At 44.9% G+C, this 18,656-nt stretch carries 17 protein-coding genes; 11 read left to right on the top strand and 6 right to left on the bottom strand.

The features are described 5' to 3' along the window. Positions 1-699: 699 nt before the first annotated feature. The 4 genes from HWX74_RS18485 to HWX74_RS18470 all read right to left on the bottom strand — a co-directional run bounded on the left by HWX74_RS18485 (position 700) and on the right by HWX74_RS18470 (position 3,159). Positions 700-2,040: an ATP-binding protein gene (locus HWX74_RS18485; RefSeq protein ID WP_217705027.1), complete on the bottom strand. Its 1,341-nt coding sequence runs from the start codon at positions 2,038-2,040 to the stop codon at positions 700-702. A 207-nt stretch (positions 2,041-2,247) separates the two neighbouring features. After that, entirely contained in the window at positions 2,248-2,460 is a 213-nt protein-coding gene (locus HWX74_RS18480; RefSeq protein ID WP_176015035.1) for a DUF3791 domain-containing protein, read from the bottom strand. Next, a complete protein-coding gene (locus HWX74_RS18475; protein WP_217705026.1) occupies positions 2,447-2,944 on the bottom strand; it encodes a DUF3990 domain-containing protein in 498 nt (165 codons plus the stop codon). The genes HWX74_RS18480 and HWX74_RS18475 overlap by 14 nt, the downstream gene beginning before the upstream one ends. Further along, a complete protein-coding gene (locus tag HWX74_RS18470; RefSeq protein ID WP_176015034.1) occupies positions 2,941-3,159 on the bottom strand; it encodes a DUF3791 domain-containing protein in 219 nt (72 codons plus the stop codon). The genes HWX74_RS18475 and HWX74_RS18470 overlap by 4 nt, the downstream gene beginning before the upstream one ends. 380 nt (positions 3,160-3,539) lie before the next feature. On the opposite strand from HWX74_RS18470, the gene HWX74_RS18465 reads away from it, so the two are divergent. From HWX74_RS18465 to HWX74_RS18445, 5 genes are all read left to right on the top strand, one after another. After that, the gene (locus HWX74_RS18465; RefSeq protein ID WP_176015033.1) at positions 3,540-4,184 is read left to right on the top strand and encodes an inovirus-type Gp2 protein; all 645 of its coding nucleotides are present in this window, start codon (positions 3,540-3,542) and stop codon (positions 4,182-4,184) included. 18 nt (positions 4,185-4,202) lie between these two features. After that, positions 4,203-4,871 carry a hypothetical protein gene (locus HWX74_RS18460; RefSeq protein WP_176015032.1) on the top strand — a complete coding sequence of 223 codons (669 nt, stop codon included), beginning with the start codon at positions 4,203-4,205 and terminating at the stop codon, positions 4,869-4,871. Between the two features lie 200 nt (positions 4,872-5,071). Next, positions 5,072-5,473, top strand: coding sequence for a hypothetical protein (locus tag HWX74_RS18455; protein ID WP_154420991.1), 402 nt, complete (start codon positions 5,072-5,074; stop codon positions 5,471-5,473). A 371-nt stretch (positions 5,474-5,844) separates the two neighbouring features. After that, positions 5,845-6,198 (top strand): hypothetical protein, encoded by a 354-nt coding sequence (locus tag HWX74_RS18450; RefSeq protein WP_176015031.1) that lies wholly within the window; start codon positions 5,845-5,847, stop codon positions 6,196-6,198. A 21-nt stretch (positions 6,199-6,219) separates the two neighbouring features. Beyond that, a complete protein-coding gene (locus tag HWX74_RS18445) occupies positions 6,220-6,561 on the top strand; it encodes a hypothetical protein (protein ID WP_176015030.1) in 342 nt (113 codons plus the stop codon). 147 nt (positions 6,562-6,708) lie between these two features. Here the strand turns inward: HWX74_RS18445 and ltrA are convergent, their stop codons facing one another. Together ltrA and HWX74_RS18435 are read right to left on the bottom strand one after the other, a co-directional pair. Further along, positions 6,709-8,055, bottom strand: a complete 1,347-nt coding sequence (gene ltrA, locus HWX74_RS18440) for a group II intron reverse transcriptase/maturase (protein WP_217704802.1) — start codon at positions 8,053-8,055, stop codon at positions 6,709-6,711. A 785-nt stretch (positions 8,056-8,840) separates the two neighbouring features. After that, on the bottom strand, positions 8,841-10,403 hold the full coding sequence (locus tag HWX74_RS18435; RefSeq protein WP_176015029.1) for an ATP-binding protein: 1,563 nt from the start codon (positions 10,401-10,403) through the stop codon (positions 8,841-8,843). Positions 10,404-10,934: 531 nt separating this feature from the next. On the opposite strand from HWX74_RS18435, the gene HWX74_RS18430 reads away from it, so the two are divergent. The 6 genes from HWX74_RS18430 (at position 10,935) to HWX74_RS18405 (ending at position 18,651) form a co-directional block, all read left to right on the top strand. Beyond that, positions 10,935-11,108, top strand: coding sequence for a hypothetical protein (locus tag HWX74_RS18430; RefSeq protein WP_176015028.1), 174 nt, complete (start codon positions 10,935-10,937; stop codon positions 11,106-11,108). A gap of 33 nt (positions 11,109-11,141) precedes the next feature. Further along, positions 11,142-11,924 (top strand): DUF4007 family protein, encoded by a 783-nt coding sequence (locus tag HWX74_RS18425; protein ID WP_217705025.1) that lies wholly within the window; start codon positions 11,142-11,144, stop codon positions 11,922-11,924. Between the two features lie 87 nt (positions 11,925-12,011). Beyond that, complete coding sequence (locus tag HWX74_RS18420; protein WP_176013549.1) at positions 12,012-13,193, top strand: IS4 family transposase; 1,182 nt, start codon at positions 12,012-12,014, stop codon at positions 13,191-13,193. A gap of 168 nt (positions 13,194-13,361) precedes the next feature. Beyond that, positions 13,362-16,700, top strand: coding sequence for a hypothetical protein (locus tag HWX74_RS18415; protein ID WP_176015026.1), 3,339 nt, complete (start codon positions 13,362-13,364; stop codon positions 16,698-16,700). Next, entirely contained in the window at positions 16,697-17,506 is an 810-nt protein-coding gene (locus tag HWX74_RS18410) for a phosphoadenosine phosphosulfate reductase family protein (RefSeq protein WP_176015025.1), read from the top strand. Before HWX74_RS18415 ends, HWX74_RS18410 begins: the two co-directional genes overlap by 4 nt. Continuing rightward, complete coding sequence (locus tag HWX74_RS18405; protein ID WP_176015024.1) at positions 17,503-18,651, top strand: cysteine desulfurase family protein; 1,149 nt, start codon at positions 17,503-17,505, stop codon at positions 18,649-18,651. The genes HWX74_RS18410 and HWX74_RS18405 overlap by 4 nt, the downstream gene beginning before the upstream one ends. Positions 18,652-18,656: the final 5 nt, after the last annotated feature.

Here is an 18,656-nt window from a genome sequence, read left to right as displayed (position 1 = left end):
ACTGTTATTTAGGGATAAATTCTAAGTGGGTTGCTGGCACATTCTTGGTTTCCTTCGTATTTGGTAATTTATCTTGCAAATACGTAGAAACCAGACCACCTGACCACGGAACCAATATTGGTTCCGTGGTGGTGTGAAAATAACGTTTTTTTCCGAGTATAGCCAAAAAATACTATTTTAGCAGACATGGTAAATCTTTAAGCTATACAAAGTTAAGACAGGAAATTACATCCAAAAACGGCCCCGAAAAATGCGTAAAAAATGCGGGACTTTTTATTTTTTTTGCATCAAAAAGCGGGTTTTTGCAGGTTTTTTCACGTATTTCAGACAAAAAGAAAACCAGCAGTAACTCATTGATTACTACTGGTTTTTGACTTCAAAAATGGTGGAGCTGGTGGGGGTGACCGGACACTCCGATTACGCCTCAAAATTCCGTGTTTTTAAGCATTCCACGCTCAAGTTTGGCACTTTATAGCACTTCTTCCACAGGTTTCCGATTTCCCTTTTATGGGGAAAAAACGGGGAAAATCCCTTTCCCCGGGGAAGAAATGGGGAACTTTTACATGCCAATCAGCCAATCTCCAAACCGGGAATCAAACCTGCTTCCCTGTCAATTTGAAGACAAATAAACATACCATTTTTCAACGTTTTTTCAAGTCAAAATGGGGAAGAAACGGGGAAGAAAAACAGTATTTATAATCACATTTCTCCATTCTTGTCATTCCGTGTTTCAGTATGTAGAAAATCATGAAATCGATGGATCAGATATAACGGGACATTCAGCAGGCCGTCATCCAATTTCAGGTTCTGCATGGAAAAGCGGAGTGCCTGTTTGGGATGGTACTTTTCACGATAGCTTTTAAGACTCTTGGCTTTGACGTTTAATCCTGATTTCACTTCAACCGGTATAACCTCGACAGTATCCTGTATTACAAAATCCACTTCCGCCAGATTCCCGCTGGTCCAGTAATGAATGGGAGAAAATCGCATGGCAACCAACTGCTGAAGGACGAAGTTCTCTGCCAACCGTCCCCGGTATTCACGGAAAATATCCGGATTCACCAAAATGGAAGCCGCCGGTATCTCCGCCAGTTTCCGGAGCAATCCTGCATCAGCAAGATAGAGTTTGAAGCTTTTGCGATCCTCGTAAGCATTCAATGGTATCTCCGGTTTCTCAATCCGGGTGATCCTGTGAATCAAGCTGGCACTCTCCAGCCAACGCAACGCATTCTCAAGATCTTTTGCGCGTGCTCCATTTTTCACCTCTCCGTAAATGAACCGGGCGTTTTCACGCGCCAGCTGCTGCGGAATTGATTTCCACAACAAAAAGAGTTTTGGAATATCTCTGACCGGAGCATGTTTGGAAAAGTCCAGCTCATACGTTTTCAAAATGTCTTCCAGAATATTCTCCGCTTGCGAAAGATCATGATTCGACAGGTAGGATTCAAGCACGGCAGGCATGCCGCCGATGGTCAGATATTCGTTCAAATGTTTTGCCAGACGCTCTTCGAATATTCCTGGAATCGGTTCGGGCGAAACAAGTGAATTGGTATATTCAAACAACGATGAATCCACTGTCTGCAAATATTCTGCAAAGCAGCATGGCGTCAACTCCAGAAAATTTACCTTACCCACAGGGAAACCATCCGTTGCTGCAAGTGCGATCCCCAGCAGGGAGCCTGCAGCAGCGATATGGTATTCCGGAGTCTCCTCACAAAAATATTTGAGTGAGGTCAACGCCCGGGGACATGCTTGAATCTCATCGAAAATGACCAACGTCTTGCCGGGCTCTATTTTCTGGTGCGCCAGCACACCGAGCTCAAGCAAAATTCGCTTAGGATCAAGCTCACCAGAAAAGACTTCTCCTAAACGATTCTGCCGCTCGAAATTGAAATAGGCAGTGTTTTCAAAATGTTGCCTGCCGAATTCTTGAAGAATCCAAGTCTTTCCACATTGCCGTACTCCTCGCAGAATCAACGGTTTTCGATAAGAAGAGCTTTTCCAAGCAATTAAATCTTTCAGAATGAATCGCTCAATCATTTCCATAATCTCCCGGTTTTCTTTTACGGCAATATAGTATCACACAATCTACTTTTTCAAACGTAATACATATATAAAACGAGATTAATATTGCAAAATTGGCACGAATAATAGACAACTCAATCCATAAATCAGAATGGAAAACATATAGACAGCGAAGTATATTACGCTTTTCTATAACTTGAAAGAATGGATTTTAAGAATCAGTTATTTTGCAGACTGAAATTCGAGTTTCAGTTCATCTACAATATACTGATCGCTTCGGCAGTGCAGATCGGCAATTCCATCGCGCAGTTCCTGATAGGTTTCTGAACGATAGAAAAACTCCAGCGCCTCATCAAGGGTAAGCTGCATCTGTTCTGCGAACAACGCAACAATCCGGGCATATTTCTTCTGCAATAGAACGCTATTGGCTTCCATCAGACACCTCTTCGGATGATTGGAATACCAGAAGCCGATCCACTAAATCCTGACGACAGATGCAGATCTGGTGATTCGGCTTTTCAAACTTCAGTCGCCCCAATGCCTCCTCTTCGGAAATCAAACCATCGAAGAACAGTTCCAGCGTGTTGAATACCTTATCATTAGCCACTCCACCACGAATGATGTCGTAAGATTCCGATGCTTGTCCGCTCCGGTTCTCCATAATGAAATGCAGCCAGGAAGAATCGTATTCCGGGAAATCCTTCACTCGAAGTTTCCCCAGCGCATCGGAACTGTCATCGAAAACATATGTGTTGACGATGGCTTTCTTGCCACGTCGTTGCCAACGCAACGCCCATCTGACCGCCTGTTCCCGAAGTGGAGTGATATAAAAACCTCTTCCGAAGTCAAGGGTTTGCCGCGAAAACGCGATATCCGGCTTGCGGATTTCCATAAAAGAACCATGATACACTTCAATCACGATAACACCCCGCGTTCCCGCATCAATGACAGAATATCATCGACTATATACTGCTTGCTTTGCGTATGAAGCACATCGAAAGAAGGAATCAGATAGGTATTCAAAATATCGGATTGCTTCGCAAGCATATCGTACACTCGGTTGCCGGGTAAGTGCAGTTTCTGCGCAACTGCCTCGATGCAGAAAATGGCAAATTCAAGAGCGGACTTACTCATGCGTTAAACCTCGATAGTTTCGTTTACTTAGCATCAATATAGCACACAGTTTGAAGAATGCAACATTGTAACCTCAACCTCTTTGATTCTTCATGTTTTGTTGGGAAACTGGTAAATATGAATTAATTACATAATCGTGTCGTATATCCTATGTGGGGAATAATCCGGTCAAAGCACCATCTACGCTACGCAGGAGATCGTGGATCGAAAGCTCCCGCGCCAGCAGGCATGTTTCACATTATCAAAAGCAGGTAAATGGTAGTACCTATATGAGCCCCCCGGTGAGGGCTTTAGACATCACCGGGGGGCTCATCCCTACACAAAGAGAAACAGAATAAACAGTAACCAAAGCAGAATAATAACAAGAGAAAGGCAACATCATGAGAAACGAAAGAATCACCTACGAAGACCAGTACCAGGGACATCCCATCATGACGGATAAAGCCAAGCAGCTTGGATGCAAAGAGTCGATATTGGAGAAGATCGATCAACTGATGACCGACATGAGCAACCGTCACAGTAAAACCTTCTTTATGCGGTATGATGTCCGATTCCCCCAAGGCTACGGGCATCCGAATGACAACGAACTCTTCAGTCAGTTTCAGGAGACCTTCATCAAGAACCGTAAGAGAGCGGGTTACGACCCGGCGTATATCGCAGTCCGGGAATGTTCCAGAGAGAAACATCAGCACTATCACGTTGCTTTGATGATGAACGGACATAAGACACAGAGCATCCACGACCATATTCAGACAGCGGAACGGTTATGGGAAAAGACGCTGAATCTGTCTCCGAAGCATAATGACGCAGGACGGGCAACCAGCTACGGACTAATCGACGATTGTATGAGGAACCGGCAAGGGCAACCGCAGGAAAACGGTGTCATGCTCCGAAAGGATGATCCCGAATATGAATGCAAATACGACCAGTGTTTCCGTCGTTGCAGCTACCTTGCCAAAGTCAACCAGAAGGACTCCTCACCCAAGCACCAGCGGGAAGTATTCTCATCCCGCATTCAAAAATAACCATGAAAGGCAATCACCATGACCGAACAAGAACTGAACGTATTTCTCAATCTGGAATGGAACTGTGCAGCATTTACCCCGGAGGAGGCATCCGTTTCCGCTCCGCTTTCTCCGAAGCAGTGGGCACGCATCGTCTCCCGACACCCGGAGCTTCAGGAACTCTGCCCCTTCTCCGAGTTTACCACTGACGAGTGGCTCATCGTTCTTGAAAAACAGCCATCGCTTGCATGGCGGTGTACGTGCTGGAAGGATTTCACCCCTGCTAAATGGCAACGACTGTTACAACACCAACCGACCTTGTTGCATTACTGCGAAATCCCGGATTATCCGGCTATACGGAGTGGGTTACTGGCGAGTGACAGTTATTTCAGCACAGACATCGATACGCATGACTTCACTCTGGGCGACTGGTTCTGGGTCGTCAAGCACAACCCACGACTTTGGACTCACTGCCCCTGTAAGGAGAAGTTTACGAAACCGATGTGGTGGAGCATCCTTTACAGTTCCGCTGAATTGCTGACGGAGTGCCCGTGCCTTGACCAGTTCAGCGATGAGGACTGGCGCAGACTCAACCTCCTTCCGAAATTGAAGTCACGGATACGCAACGGTGAGCAGTTCCGGAAGCTGATCGATCTGGTCAGGCATCCGTTCCGTCATCTCAAGTTCGATGACGACCTGTCTCTGTAGTTCTGTAAATGGGGCGATATGATCCCTGTCACAGCAGGGATCTTGATCGTTCTCTCTGGCATCGGGAAGGCATCCTGATCTACGGTGCACCGGCTCGTGAACGGTATTTTTATATTTTTTGTATGATGAACATAATGTGCCCCGGATGGTTCGAGGCCAATAAATCACTACGGGCGGAAAGCCCAGAAAGGAAGGACACCATGTCCGAAAATGTCTACACGATTCCCGGCCTGATTTCTCATGTTACTCAGGAAGTCAAGCAGTCCCCAACACCCAACCAGCTGCGCCTTGCCGTCACATTCCCAGATCGACTGATGCTTTCCAGCAATGAACAGATCGGCGTCTTCATGGATTTCGCAGCCTGCATTCCTGATACGATTGCGACAAGCGGAAGAGCCTATTGCAAACGGATCATGACCGATGTGACGAGGAATGCAGAAAAGGAGCAATTTTACTGCGTGTTTTACATTGACACAGTTCCGCTCCAATCGGAATCCCTGAGCGAGGAAGATCAGAATAAGCTGTACAGCTTCCTCCGGAATCGCTGGCAGGATGCCGTGCTGACGGAACGCCTTCCCCAGGCATTCATTCTGAAAGACTGATACAAATCTCCCTCCCTCCGAAGCCTTCTATTTCGGAGGGGGATACGATTGATTTCATTCCGGCTGCATGTCAGTCAAAAGGAGACGCTTTTATGCCTGCAATTGCTTGTCTTTGAAGCAGTAAGAATAGGCAAATTAGCCACGTGTACCAAGTGGCCAAGGCTAATTGGGGAATACTTGGCAGGGAGCACTGTTTTTAGCAATCCATATGTGCGGCATCTGTAAAACAAACACCCGGAAGGGTTCGGGAATGGCTCTCTCCAAAGCTCACGAAGGAAAGCGTTGTAAAAAATAATTGCTCATGGTCATGTAATGAACGGGCGGCATGAGGCTACCCGAAGATAAAACTCCCTAAAAGAAACAGGAAAAAAATGAATCAACATGTTAATCCAGAAGTCAAACAAGAGAATGTCAAAACCGCTGAAATGGTTCTTGAGATGCCAAGAGTCATTACAGAACCGGCTGCACGCAAACAGGCAGCAGATCACTTCATCGACTACATCCATTCCGGAGCAACCCAAGAAGGCGAGAAGCTGCGTCCCTTCTTCAATAACCTGAACTATGAAATTGACGAAGTGGGAAACCTGCGGATTGAAGGTTCATTGACCGGGAATTTGAGTATCTGTCCGTTGTCAGTGCTTTCGTCGTGGACCGAAGAGGTCTGGCAGAAGAGTCTGGAATCCTTGGTTGGAAGCAACGGCATGATCAAATGTGAAATCAAATAACCGGACAGGGGATAACTTACCATGAACAAACGTAAAAGCGACATTGACGGTTCCCGCTTGCAAGAGGATGGTTCCGATACAGCGACTGACCCGATAACGCCTGAGTGCGAAGGCGACGCTTCTGAGCATCAGATTGACTTCGTCATGAAGATGCCGAACTGCGTGGTTGCCCCTGAGAGCAGAAAGCAACTCATCCGGTATTTTCAGCAACAAGCGGGAAACACTTACTGCTGGAAAGAAATCGGCGACTTTCTGGAGACAGCGAAATGCACTGTTGACGAAGACGGGAATCCGCACTTCACCAATCGCTCTGGTACGCTGAAGGACTTGACATTACAGGAAACCATGACCGAGCTTGACTAGGCGTGGCGTAACTCTATCTTCGATACCTTCCTGAAATCTGGCATGGTCAACTTCAACGTGAAACCTCAATAATCGAGTAGGAGCCCGGTCATTAGTTGGCCGGGCGTCCTCTCACACCACCGTACGTGCCGTTCGGCATACGGCGGTTCAGCAGCTTGAGTGCAACGCTTTGTACCGAAGTAGGATATCGTCATACCCTATTTCGGCAATGCGTTGAGACGGCAATACACGATGTAAAATCCAACTACGGGCAATATGCCAGTAGCCTTTCCTCGTATTCGCCCATTCCCACGCTTTTCCCTCGGAAATACCCAACGATTGCAGTCGCGTAAATCGTGTCCGTACTCGTTTCCACTGTTTCCAAACATACGTCCGAATTTTCCGTTGAATCCATTCATTCATGTTTTGCATAAACATCTTCATGTCCGCAATCGCATAGTATCCGAGCCATCCGACGGTATATTGCCGAAGTTTGTACAGCATATATTCCACCGAATTTCCCTGATTCCTTCGGGTCAGCTCGCGAACCTTGGCTTTGAAGCGGTCTATAGACTTCTCGTGTATTCGAATTCCGGCCTGTCCTTTCGTCGTACTTCGCAGTGCGAAGCCGAGAAACTTCAGCTTCAGCGGACTTCCCGCTTTACTTTTGGATTCGTTTACTTTGAGTTTCAATTTCGCTTCAAGAAACCGTCTGCTGCTCGCAAGTACGCGTTCGGCGGCGCGTTGACTTCTGACGTAGATGTTGACATCGTCCGCATATCGTACGAACTTGTGTCCACGGCGTTCCAATTCCCGGTCGAAAGCGGTCAGGTAGATGTTGCTCAGCAATGGCGAAAGATTGCCGCCCTGTGGACTGCCTTCTTCCGTTCGCGTCACCACGCCATTGATCATGACTCCGCTCTTCAAGTAGCGTTTAATCAGGCACAAAACTCGTTGATCAGAGATTTTGGCCCGCAACATTTCCATCAACAGCTCATGGTTCATGGTGTCGAAATACTTGCTCAAGTCAAGATCGACAACCCGCCGATAGCCTTGATTGTAGTATTTCCGTGCTTGCCGGATGGCCTGATGAGCGCTACGCCCCGGTCGGAAACCGTAGCTGTTTTCTGAAAATTCCTCCTCGAATATCGGGCAGAGGACCTGCGATATTGCCTGTTGAATCATCCGATCCATGCCCGTTGGAACACCAAGCATCCGTATCCCCCCGTCCGGTTTCGGGATTTCAACCCGGCGCACCGGTTGCGGGCGATACGTTTCGGTTCGGAGATTTTCAAGGAAACTTTCCTTGTGTTCGCACAGATACGCCAACAGGTCGTCAACGGTCATTCCGTCCACGCCCGGCGCTCCGCCGTTTCTCTTGACTTGCTTGTACGCACGGTTGAGGTTGTTACGCTCAAGGATGCGTTCAAACAAATCAGCACCGTCTTTCGCTTCAGTTTCCCGCGTAAGCATGCTCCGCACTCCCGGATTCTCTTCGGCTTCCAGCCTATCCATCCCCGGGCAGTTCCGTTTCCGGATTTTCTGCTCTCTACACATGCTGCACCTTTCACTTGCGAAAGATCGACTACTGTTCGGCCCTTCCCGTAAAAAAAAAAACACGGTACTATGGCCTCTGCTGACTTCTCAACGTTCAGCCGCACATCACTGTACGGGTTGAAATTACCATGCATTCACGGCTTCATTCATACCGTTGAGATCTCCCCGGATAAGAGCGATAACTTTCATCCCAGGCGCCTGGTACATCTACACCACAAGGTTCGGGCAGTATTGGACTTCGCTTTGTTGTGCAAGCTCGTCCGCCTTGCAAATGCCTTATATGTACTTTCTGTTCGTCAGGCCGGGAATTTGCCGCCGACTTCCTTCAGATTCCACCTCGCGGTGGACACCCTTGCCTTAAGCTAACAGTTCCTACTGCCAAGTCTGTAACGGACTTTCACCGTCAAGTTATCACCCATGCCGGGCGTACACACAAGATCATCAGTTGGAGGCAACGGCCTCCAACTGATGATCGACCATTTGTTTCTGGTGAAGCTATGAATATGCCCAGTGCAGCAGGGATGCTGGATTTGCTGACGATGCTGATTTGACCATCTCTGCCCGGTAGCCTACGACCATCGAAATGAGCTGTTCCAGTAAGTCATTTCAGGGCATCTTCCATCTTGACAACTACCCCGGTTTACACAATCAACATCTACATGGAGAGCAAATATAAAATAATTGTAACCTGTTTATTATTAATATATTACAGTCAAACCACACAATCAGGCAAGTATCATATTCTACTCTACGACATCCTCGGTCTGCCAGTCGATGAGCTGGCCTTTCTCCGAATCGAAGTTGACTCCGATCAGCGTGATCTTCTTCGAGGACTGAAGATACTTCTTGAAGTAGGCTTTGTCCTTGATCTGCGACAACGCGGTATCGTCATCGTCCAGCTTGAACTCAAACAGATAGATGTGATCATCCGTCTGGACAACCGCATCGATCCGCCCATCGTTCGTGCAGGACTCCGCTTCGACATTGAACCCGAGCAGCCGGAAGATCGCATAGAAGACAGTCTGGAACGTCGCTTCGCTTTTCTTGTGGATCGTATAAGGCACTCCGGCAAAGAACGATTCGAGAACCTTCCTCGCCTGATTCAGATTGCCCTCCAGGAACGCGGTCGCCAGATCAGCGGAAAAGCTGCTGACCTCCCGCTGTGTTCTGCCTACGTAGCTGTTCAGCAGATAGGTACTGAAAGATTCTGCGACCTCCTCATTCGGGAAGTCGAGCCAGAACCAGCGTTTGTTGAAACGAATCTCGCTGGATTTGATCGTCAGATACCCCGTCTGCAACAACAGCGTTACAGGGTCGATATTGGGAATCTCGAACGCATCGAATGTCACGCCGGGAACCGCTCTTGATACCGCATCCTCAAAGTTGAAATCAGTCTTTTTGGCAAGCTCCATCAGGAACGAAGGCGTTCCGGTGGCGAACCAGTAGTTGTCGAACTTGCCGTCATTCTCAAAGAACTTCGCTATGGACACCGGGTTGTAGACCGTTTCCGAAGTCTCCTCGAAACAGTAGCCGTCATACCACGCCTTGAGCTTCCGTTTCAGCTCCTCCACCGGGACATTCTGAGCCTGTGCAGTTGCTTCGATCCGATCACTGAAATAGTGTTCCAGTTCCGCTTGCGTATAACCGAACATCGTTGCATAGTCGCGGTGCATCGTAATATCGGTTAAATTGTTGAGGTCCGAGAACAGCGATACATGACAAAACTTGCTGACACCGGTAATAAACAGAAAGCGTTCTTTGGCATTGCGTTCTTTAAGAACGCTGAAGAATCCTTTTAAAATTCTCTGGACTTTCGTTATTTGAGAACTTGTTATATTATCCAAAATCGGCTTGTCATATTCATCAATGAGAATTGCCACCTGGTCATTTTTTGCCAGTTCATCAATCAATTCCCCAAAGCAAAGTCCCGGAGTCGCGTTCGTCAACGCAATGGAATAAGCGGATGCGATCTCCTGAAGTTTGGTCTGCAAATATTCAGGCAATTCTTTCACGGGATCGGAGACAACGCTATAGTCACCGAAACTCAAATGAATAGTCGGATACGGTTTCCAGTCGTATTCTTTCTTTGAGATCGCCAAGCCGTCGAACAGCTCCCTGCGTCCTTCAAAGATCGCTTTGAGAGTGGAAACCGTCAACGACTTTCCGAAACGGCGGGGACGTGACAGGAAGTATCCCTCCTGAGTTGGCTGAATCAACTTCCAGATGGACTCCGTCTTATCAACATAGAGACATCCGCCATTACGGAGTTTCTCAAAAGAGTATGTAAAACTGGTCAATCTTTTCACTGTCATATCCTCCAATATCTTACTATACAACGATTCCGGTGATTTTCAAGCATAGACACGACAAGACTGCGATGAGTTCTGTTCCCACCTGAAGACCGCCAGTCTTCAGGTGGGAACAACTATCTATTGCAACGAAGCTGAAAACGTCTGCTTTTATCACTGCTGGAACAGGGACTTTCGATCTCCAAACCGTCTGTTTTGAACATCTCTGCTCTACTGTCTTACGGGGGATAGATTGGAGGCAGCTGAACACTGTCAAGGCGAATATTCTTTCAGTAATTGTAACGATGTGATTTGAAAAAGTTGCGAACATCCCATATATTACAGATGTTCTTAAAATTCATCAATCTAACAGGAGGCTATGATACCGAATGTCGCACTGGACAAGTAAATAAATGATGATTTTCCAATAAGGAGGATCCTTTTACTTTCCTGCGGCGGAAACAACGACTGCAACACGATGTTTAGACCCGGATACGATCATATTGCCTACGCGTAAGGGAAAAGAATTGGTCAACAGGTGATCTCATCGTGGATTTCAAAGTCACAACCAATGCAGGAAACTTTTTTATGCCCTATGAAAAATCATCATTTTCAAATTCAAAACCGACTGATAAAATCATATCTGTCGGACGTTTTGGGTTGTCCGGTAGAGCCCATGCTCAAATTCCGGCGGATTTCGGTACGCGCCCACATGTATATTGACGGAAAATGAAAAAAATAACGACGGGTTTACATATGAAATATAAATTTTCAGGACATCAAACATTTGTCTTCCGTTACGGGTGGTTGGAAAAAGGAGTTCGATTGATTCAAAAGAATCCACATGGCTTCTTGGAAGATGATGTATTGATTCAACTTGGTGTCGGCAAAAATATGGTTGAGAGTATCAAATATTGGTGCACTCAAACAGGTTTGTTGACTGATATCGGCAATGGATTGATGGGACTTACCACTCTTGGTAAATTTATTTTTGGGGAAAAAGATTTTGTTGAAGGCAATGATCCGTATTTGGAGGATGATGCCACATTGTGGTTACTGCACTGGTCTTTGATGCAACGAGCCTTGCTCCCTGAAGATACATGGTCTAGCTGGCACTTCGCTTTTTACAAATGGAATAAACCTGAGTTTACCAAACGCGATTTGCAGCACTCCATCCAAAGCAACGCTTGCAGTGTTTCTGCAAGTACAATTGAACGCGATATCGACTGCTTTGTACGCAATTATGCGGGGACACGCGCAAAAGCAGGAGAGGAAAATTTTGACTCCCCGTTTTTGAGTTTGGAATTGATTCAGGGAACTTCGCAGCAAGACCTCTACCGATTTAATATCGGCGGCAAACAGAACTTGCCGTCAGAGCTTGTTGGCTTTGCAATACTAAAATTTATTGAAAAAATCGGTAGACAGACAAGTATCAATGTCCAGAATTGTCTTTATGATGCAGGAAGTCCCGGTCAAATATTCAAGCTCAATGAAGGTGTTCTGATGGATTATATGGTTGAACTCACTACTGTCCGGTAAAAGTTTCCGGACTTGATTGTTAAAATCGGGACTTGTTCTATATTAGAAGAGCTCAAACCCATAATATTGAACAAGAAAGTCCCGACAATGCATTACAGTAGCATCTTTCAGCAGCTTTTCAATTTCATACCGAGACATCGTTTTGAGAAATCCGTAGAAAACTTATCCGGCGACCGCTATTGCAAACATTTTACCGCATGGCGGCAGTTTTTGACGTGCCTTTACGCGCAAATTACGGGCAAAGACTCCTTGCGAGAAATTGAAAACGGTCTTCTTGCAAACCATGATCGGCTGTATCACCTCGGCATGGAGGTTGTTCCAAAATCGACCTTGTCCGAAGCGATGAATCGACGTGATCCGGAGATATTCAAGGCGTTGTTTGAGGAAATTCTTGACCGGGCTTTGAAATGTGCGCCCTCGCACAAGTTCCGATTCCACAATCCGCTGTACGCGATTGACAGCACGACGATTGATCTGTGCCTAAATCTTTACGATTGGGCGCATTATCGTAAAAACAAGGGTGCTATCAAACTTCATACCGAGCTTGATCTATCCGGAAATCTGCCCTGCTTTGTGATGCTGAGCAACGGGAAAATAGCAGATATTCGAGCGGCACGAGAGAACATTATCATCGTTCCGGACAGCATCTACACCTTTGACAAAGGATACTATGATCTGAACTGGTTTCAACACATTGCGGACAGCGAGGCTTATTTTGTCACGAGACTGAAAGACAATGCAAAAATTGAGTTTCTCGGACAGCATCGGGAGGCAAATGAAAAACGTGGGGTTTTGCGGGATGAAGCCGTGTGGTTTACCGGATATCAATCAGCAAGAAAATATCCCGGAGAACTGAGGCTGATTGAGTTCCTGGATGAATCGACCGGAAAAACATACCGCTTCATTACCAACAACTTCAAACTGGCGGCAGCGAGCATTGCCGGAATTTATAAACAGCGTTGGCAGATCGAAATCTTCTTCAAATGGATCAAGCAAAATCTCAAAATCAAGAGCTTTCTTGGAACCAGTGAAAACGCCGTCATGACGCAAATCTATGTCGCGCTTATCCATTATCTTTTGGTCGCATACATCAAATTCCTGCATGGATTCAAGCTCAGCCTCTCGGAATTAACGAACCGAATCCGCGAGACGCTTATGCAGAATCTTTCCCTGCTCGAAGTCCTCGCTCTGAACCGCAAAACCATTACGAAGCCGCCGGATTGGAATGCTCCCGAACAACTCGAACTTTTCAACGAGTTTCTATGCTGAATTTTTTACCGGACAGCAGTGGGTTGAACTTGAAAAAATAACAAAAAGAAAACTTCTTGTAAGCGAGACGGCAGGACTGGCTACCATAAACTACGACGTAAACGGCAAGAAAAGTGCATCACAATATGCAGATGACCTGCTGAAAAAATATTACGGGAGGAATACAAAATGACTCCTTTGAATAAAATTATCAGCGTTCGCAGGCGCTTTTTACGTTCTGTCAATATTGCTCGAGATTTAAAACGAGCCAAGGGGTTGGATGGCTATATTATTACTCCATTGGTAGTGCAAACCTTGGCGCAAATTTCTGACAGTTTTACGCAAAATATAACAGATCGAGCATTCACCTTAACAGGTCCCTATGGTACAGGTAAGTCTTCTTTTGGCTTGTTGCTCTATCATCTGTTGCAAGATCAAGGCGGCTATGCTTGGAAACAATTAAAAGCGGTAGACAAGAACTTTGCTCAAACTCTCTGGAACAACATTTTTGGAGCAGATGGTTCTAAATACGGGTTTCTTGTTTTACCCGTGACCGCCAGACGTGCTTCTGTGGCGACCTTGTTAGCTGAAACTTTTGATGAACTGGAAATTCCTTTGCGCGATCAAATTGCTCCGCAAGTTGAAGCGTTGAGAGTTTGTAAAGATTCCAAAACAGCTATTCGTTTAGTGGAGGAAATCGCTGAACTTGCAGTAAAAGATGAATATCGAGGATTATTTTTCATTTTTGATGAGTTTGGAAAAGTCTTTGAAGAAGCCTATTTCAACAAAAAAGAAACCGATATCAATCTGTTGCAGGATTTGTCTGAAGCTGCATCGCGCAGCGAGAGAAATCCAATATTGTTTTTGGGAATGTTGCACCAAAGTTTTGGCAATTATGTAGATGATATCCACGATGTCAAAACGAAAAATGAGTTCAATAAAATACAGGGTCGGTTTACGCCAATGTCTTTTATCGAAACTCCAGCGGCCCAATTACAGTTGCTTGCAGGTGCTATTGAACGTGATGAAAAATTACGCTCAGGCTACTGCAAAAATGATTTTGATGAACTGATCAGTAAAGGTATTGCACTTACCCTGCATTCGATTTCTGGATTGTCTCTAGAGGAATTCCGCAAATATGTTTCTGCAGCGTGGCCAATTCATCCTTTGGCATTATTGGCATTACCTTTGCTTTTTAGGCGTTTCGGCCAAAATGAGCGTTCCATCTTTACATTTCTTGCCAGCAATGAACCGCATAGTTTTCAGTCTTTCATAAATTCTGCTGATGTAGAAAGCCTTCTGGGATTGGACTGGTTGTTTGATTACCTTATCACCAACTATGAAACACAGTTGAGCCATCATCCTCACGGCAAAATATTTTTGGAAGCCAATGATATATTAAACAGTAAAAACCTTTCAGATCAGGAGCAAACTGTAGTAAAGGTTGTTGCTGTTTTAAGTTCGCTTGGCAAGCAAAGCAACTTAAAAGCTTCTTCAGTATTGATTGAGTATGCTCTTGGTAAGGTGAGTTGCAATTTACAGAAATTGCTGACGCAATCGATTCTGGTGTATCGAAAATTCAGCGACTCTTACTGCGTTTGGGAAGGTAGTGATGTTGATTTGATTGAGTGTGCAGAAAGAGCAGATAAAGCTCTTGGCAGAAGCGGTTTTGCATTGGCACAACCATTGCGAAACGCCCTGCCGCCACGCCCCATTATTGCCAAAAGACACAGCTTTCGTACAGGGGCATTGCGTTATTTTGCTGTAGATTATGTTGATTCTCCGGATGATTTAATGCAGGTCTTTAGTGATAAAAAAGGCATTGGAGATGCCTGTGGACAAGTTTTGATCTGTTTTGCCGGTAGTGATGCAACGATGGATACCTTCATTGAAGAAGGTAAAAAACTGTCGGCAGAAAACTCAACAATTCTTTTTGCGATTCCCCAAAACATCGATGAATTGCGGGCGGCACTGTATGAAGTTCAGCGGTTGAAATGGATTGTTGACAATACCGAAGAACTTCGTGATGACCGCATTGCTCAACGAGAAATTGATTTACGGCAGGCAGAAGCCAAACAAAAGGTTGCTCAGTTGCAGATAAGCCTGACTGATCCACGCCCGGCTCCTTTGGGCAGCAATTGCAAGTGGGTTTGGAACGGCGAACAACAGGAAATGAGTAGCGGTAAAGATGTGTCTATTTTACTTTCAAGAGTTTGCGATACACTCTATCCGGATTCTCCGTGTGTGCTCAACGAAATGATCAACAAACAAGCTATTTCCAATCAAGCGGCTGCCGCACGAAACAACCTCATCAAACATCTGAATCGTCCGGATGCAGTTGCACGACAATTTTTGGGTATTACCGGTTTTCCTCCCGATCGCAGTATTTATGAAGGCCTTCTTTATCAGTCTGGAATACACAAAAAAATTGACGGGATTTGGCAATTGGCAGTCCCCGAAAAAGACAATACAACCAACCTCTACTCTTGTTGGAAAAAAATTGAAAACATGGTGTTTGCTGCAGAAAACCCCATATTGTTGAACGATCTTTACAAGCAGTTAAGTGCACCGCCCTACGGTATGCTTGATGGAATTATGCCTATAATTCTTACGGCATTTTATGTTTTGAACCGTAAAGAAGTGACCTTGTATCAAGAAGGCTCTTTCCTGCCTGATCCGCAGGATGCACATTTTGAACTGCTTGTACGCCGTCCTGATCTTTTTGCTATTGCGGGAGCAAAGATTGTCGGCATGCGTAAAAAAATTGTGGAACGACTTGCCAATGGTCTGCACACGGAACAAGCAGTCAGTGATATCGTCAAGTATCTGTATAAGATGCTGGGATCACTCTCAAAATATGCAAAAAACACCAATGCGGTTTCTGAACAAACAAGAGATTTCCGCCAAGCATTTGATGTTGCAAAATCTCCGGAAAAGCTATTGTTTGTTGATTTGCCGAAGGTATTCGGATTACCTCCGATTTCAGAAGAAGATGGAAACGATGCTGACTTTGAGCAGTATTTCAAGCAATTGAACTATTGTTTAGGAGAACTCGCGGCGCTGTTGCCTAATTTGCTGAAAACTCAGCGTGGAATTCTGCTTGAATCCTGTAAATTGCCAAATTCTCAAGAAGGCTGGAATATGCTCTATGAAAGAGCTTGTTTCCTTGCTCCCAAGGTAACAAATACTGAATTGATTCCGTTTCTGCAGAATGTTGCAAATACAATGGGCGATTGGAATAAGGCTGATGCAGTAATGGGATACATGGTATCTGTTCCGTTGAAAAATTGGACTTCATTGGATATTAAAAACTTTCCGGGTATTGCCGCAGGAAAAGCTCAGTTGTTCCTTGAGGCATACCGCCCTTACGCAAAAAGCAGCGGAGTTTTAACAAAGGCAGAACAGAAGCAGGTCGAACAACTCAAATCGGTTTTGAAAAAACAATTCCCGCAAGGTCAAAATACCGCTGTTACCCGAGCTGCATTGTTGGCATGCATTGAAGAACTTGATCGGGAGGATGAAAAATGAGCGAAAAGAAAGTCAGGCATATATTAGCGCTTTCCGGAGGAAAGGATTCATCAGCGTTGGCCGTGTACATGAAAGATAAAGTACCGGAAATGGAATATGTTTTTTGTGATACTGAAAAAGAATTGGACGAAACATATGAATACATGCAACGCTTAAGTCAATATTTGGGAAAGCCAATTCATACATTAAAGTATAAATCAGGCTATGGTTTTGATGAAATACTAAAATTAAAGCGAGGCTACTTGCCGTCTGTTCAGTCTCGTTGGTGTACTGAATGTTTGAAACTTGTTCCTTATGAAGAATACATTGGAACGGATGCGGTTATAAGTTACGTTGGAATTCGAGCTGATGAACCACACAGAACGGGTTATATTTCAACTAAACCTAATATAAAAACTGTATTCCCGTTCGTTGAAGGAAACATTAGAAAAGCCGATGTTTTTCGTATTTTAGAAGAGGCTGGACTGGGTGTTCCCGCCTACTATGAGTGGCGCTCTCGTTCGGGATGTTTCTTTTGCTTTTTTCAGCAACGAATTGAGTGGGTTGGTTTATTGGAGCGTCATCCAGATCTCTTCAAGCAGGCGATGGATTATGAAAAGATTGATCCTATTACAGGAGAAAGATTTACCTGGATACAAAACGAAAGCCTTGCGGAGTTAGCGCGTCCAGAAAGAGTTGCTGCCATAAAGGAACAACACGCAAAACAACAACTTTATGCAAAGAAAAATCAAGCTCATTTAAAATTAAAAGATGTGTTTGAAACAGAGGATGACGGGGAAACGCCCTGTTTGATGTGTCACTTATGAGAGATAAAATAATATACTTGGACAATAATGCAACAACCTCTTGTTCTTATAAAGTACAAGAAGCTGTTCGCGTGTGCATGAAAGAACAATGGGGAAATGCATCAAGTCAGCACTTTATAGGAAGACAAGCTTATCGTTTGCTTGAAGAATCCCGGGAACGAGTCGCTGCCGCTCTTGCTTGTCGTAAGTCCGAGATATTTTTTAATTCCGGTGCAACAGAAGGAAATAACTGGATTTTCTTAAGTTTATTAAAAAGCAATCCAGGCAAGCGGCGTATTGTAATCAGTTCTATTGAACACAAATCTGTCTTATTGAGTGCCAGAGCGCTGGAGGCATTGGGGTTTGAAGTTGTTGAAATGCCTGTAACACAAGACGGTGTTGTTGACCTAAAGCAAGCCTCAGAGCTTATATCAAATAATACAGTCCTTGTATCTTGCCAATACGCCAATAATGAGACAGGGGTTATTCAACCAGTTTCTCAATTATGTGAAATGGCTCATAATGCAGGGGCTATTTTTCATTGTGATGCTGTGCAAGGATTGGGCAAAGACAATCTTGAAATGAGTAAACAAGATTTTGACATTACTACTTTCAGCGGGCATAAAATTCACGGACCTCAAGGAACAGGAATCTTGTATTTACGTGGGGGATTTAAATCATGGCCCTACACACTGCCCTTTGTCGGAGGAGGCCAGGAACATGATGTGCATCCCGGAACTCATAATTTGCCTGGAATTGTTGGACTTGCTACCGCTGTAGAAGAGGTTGTTTCAAACTTATCTCAACGAATAGATCATTTTTCAAAGTTGCAAAAATTACTGGAAAAGGAGTTGCTTATCAACATACCAGGATGCATTATCCATGGAAAAAGTGCGAACCGGCTACCCAATACAACTAATGTTGCAATTCCAGGGCTCCCAGCAGATATTTTAATTGCCAATATGCCTTTATTTTGCATAAGTAGTGGTTCCGCATGTAATAGCGGAGCTATTGGAGCTTCGTATGTTCTACAATCAATGGGATGCCTAGAAGAAGTTTCCAAACGTTCAGTAAGAATATCGACAAGTATTTTTACTACTAAAAAAGATATTAGAAGTTTTGTTTCAGAACTAATTACAACCTTGAAAACCCTCCCGTCATTATAAGGAAT

Source organism: Victivallis sp. Marseille-Q1083, assembly GCF_903645315.1.
GTDB lineage: Bacteria > Verrucomicrobiota > Lentisphaeria > Victivallales > Victivallaceae > UMGS1518.
This window is presented reverse-complemented; position numbering and strand designations above follow the sequence as displayed.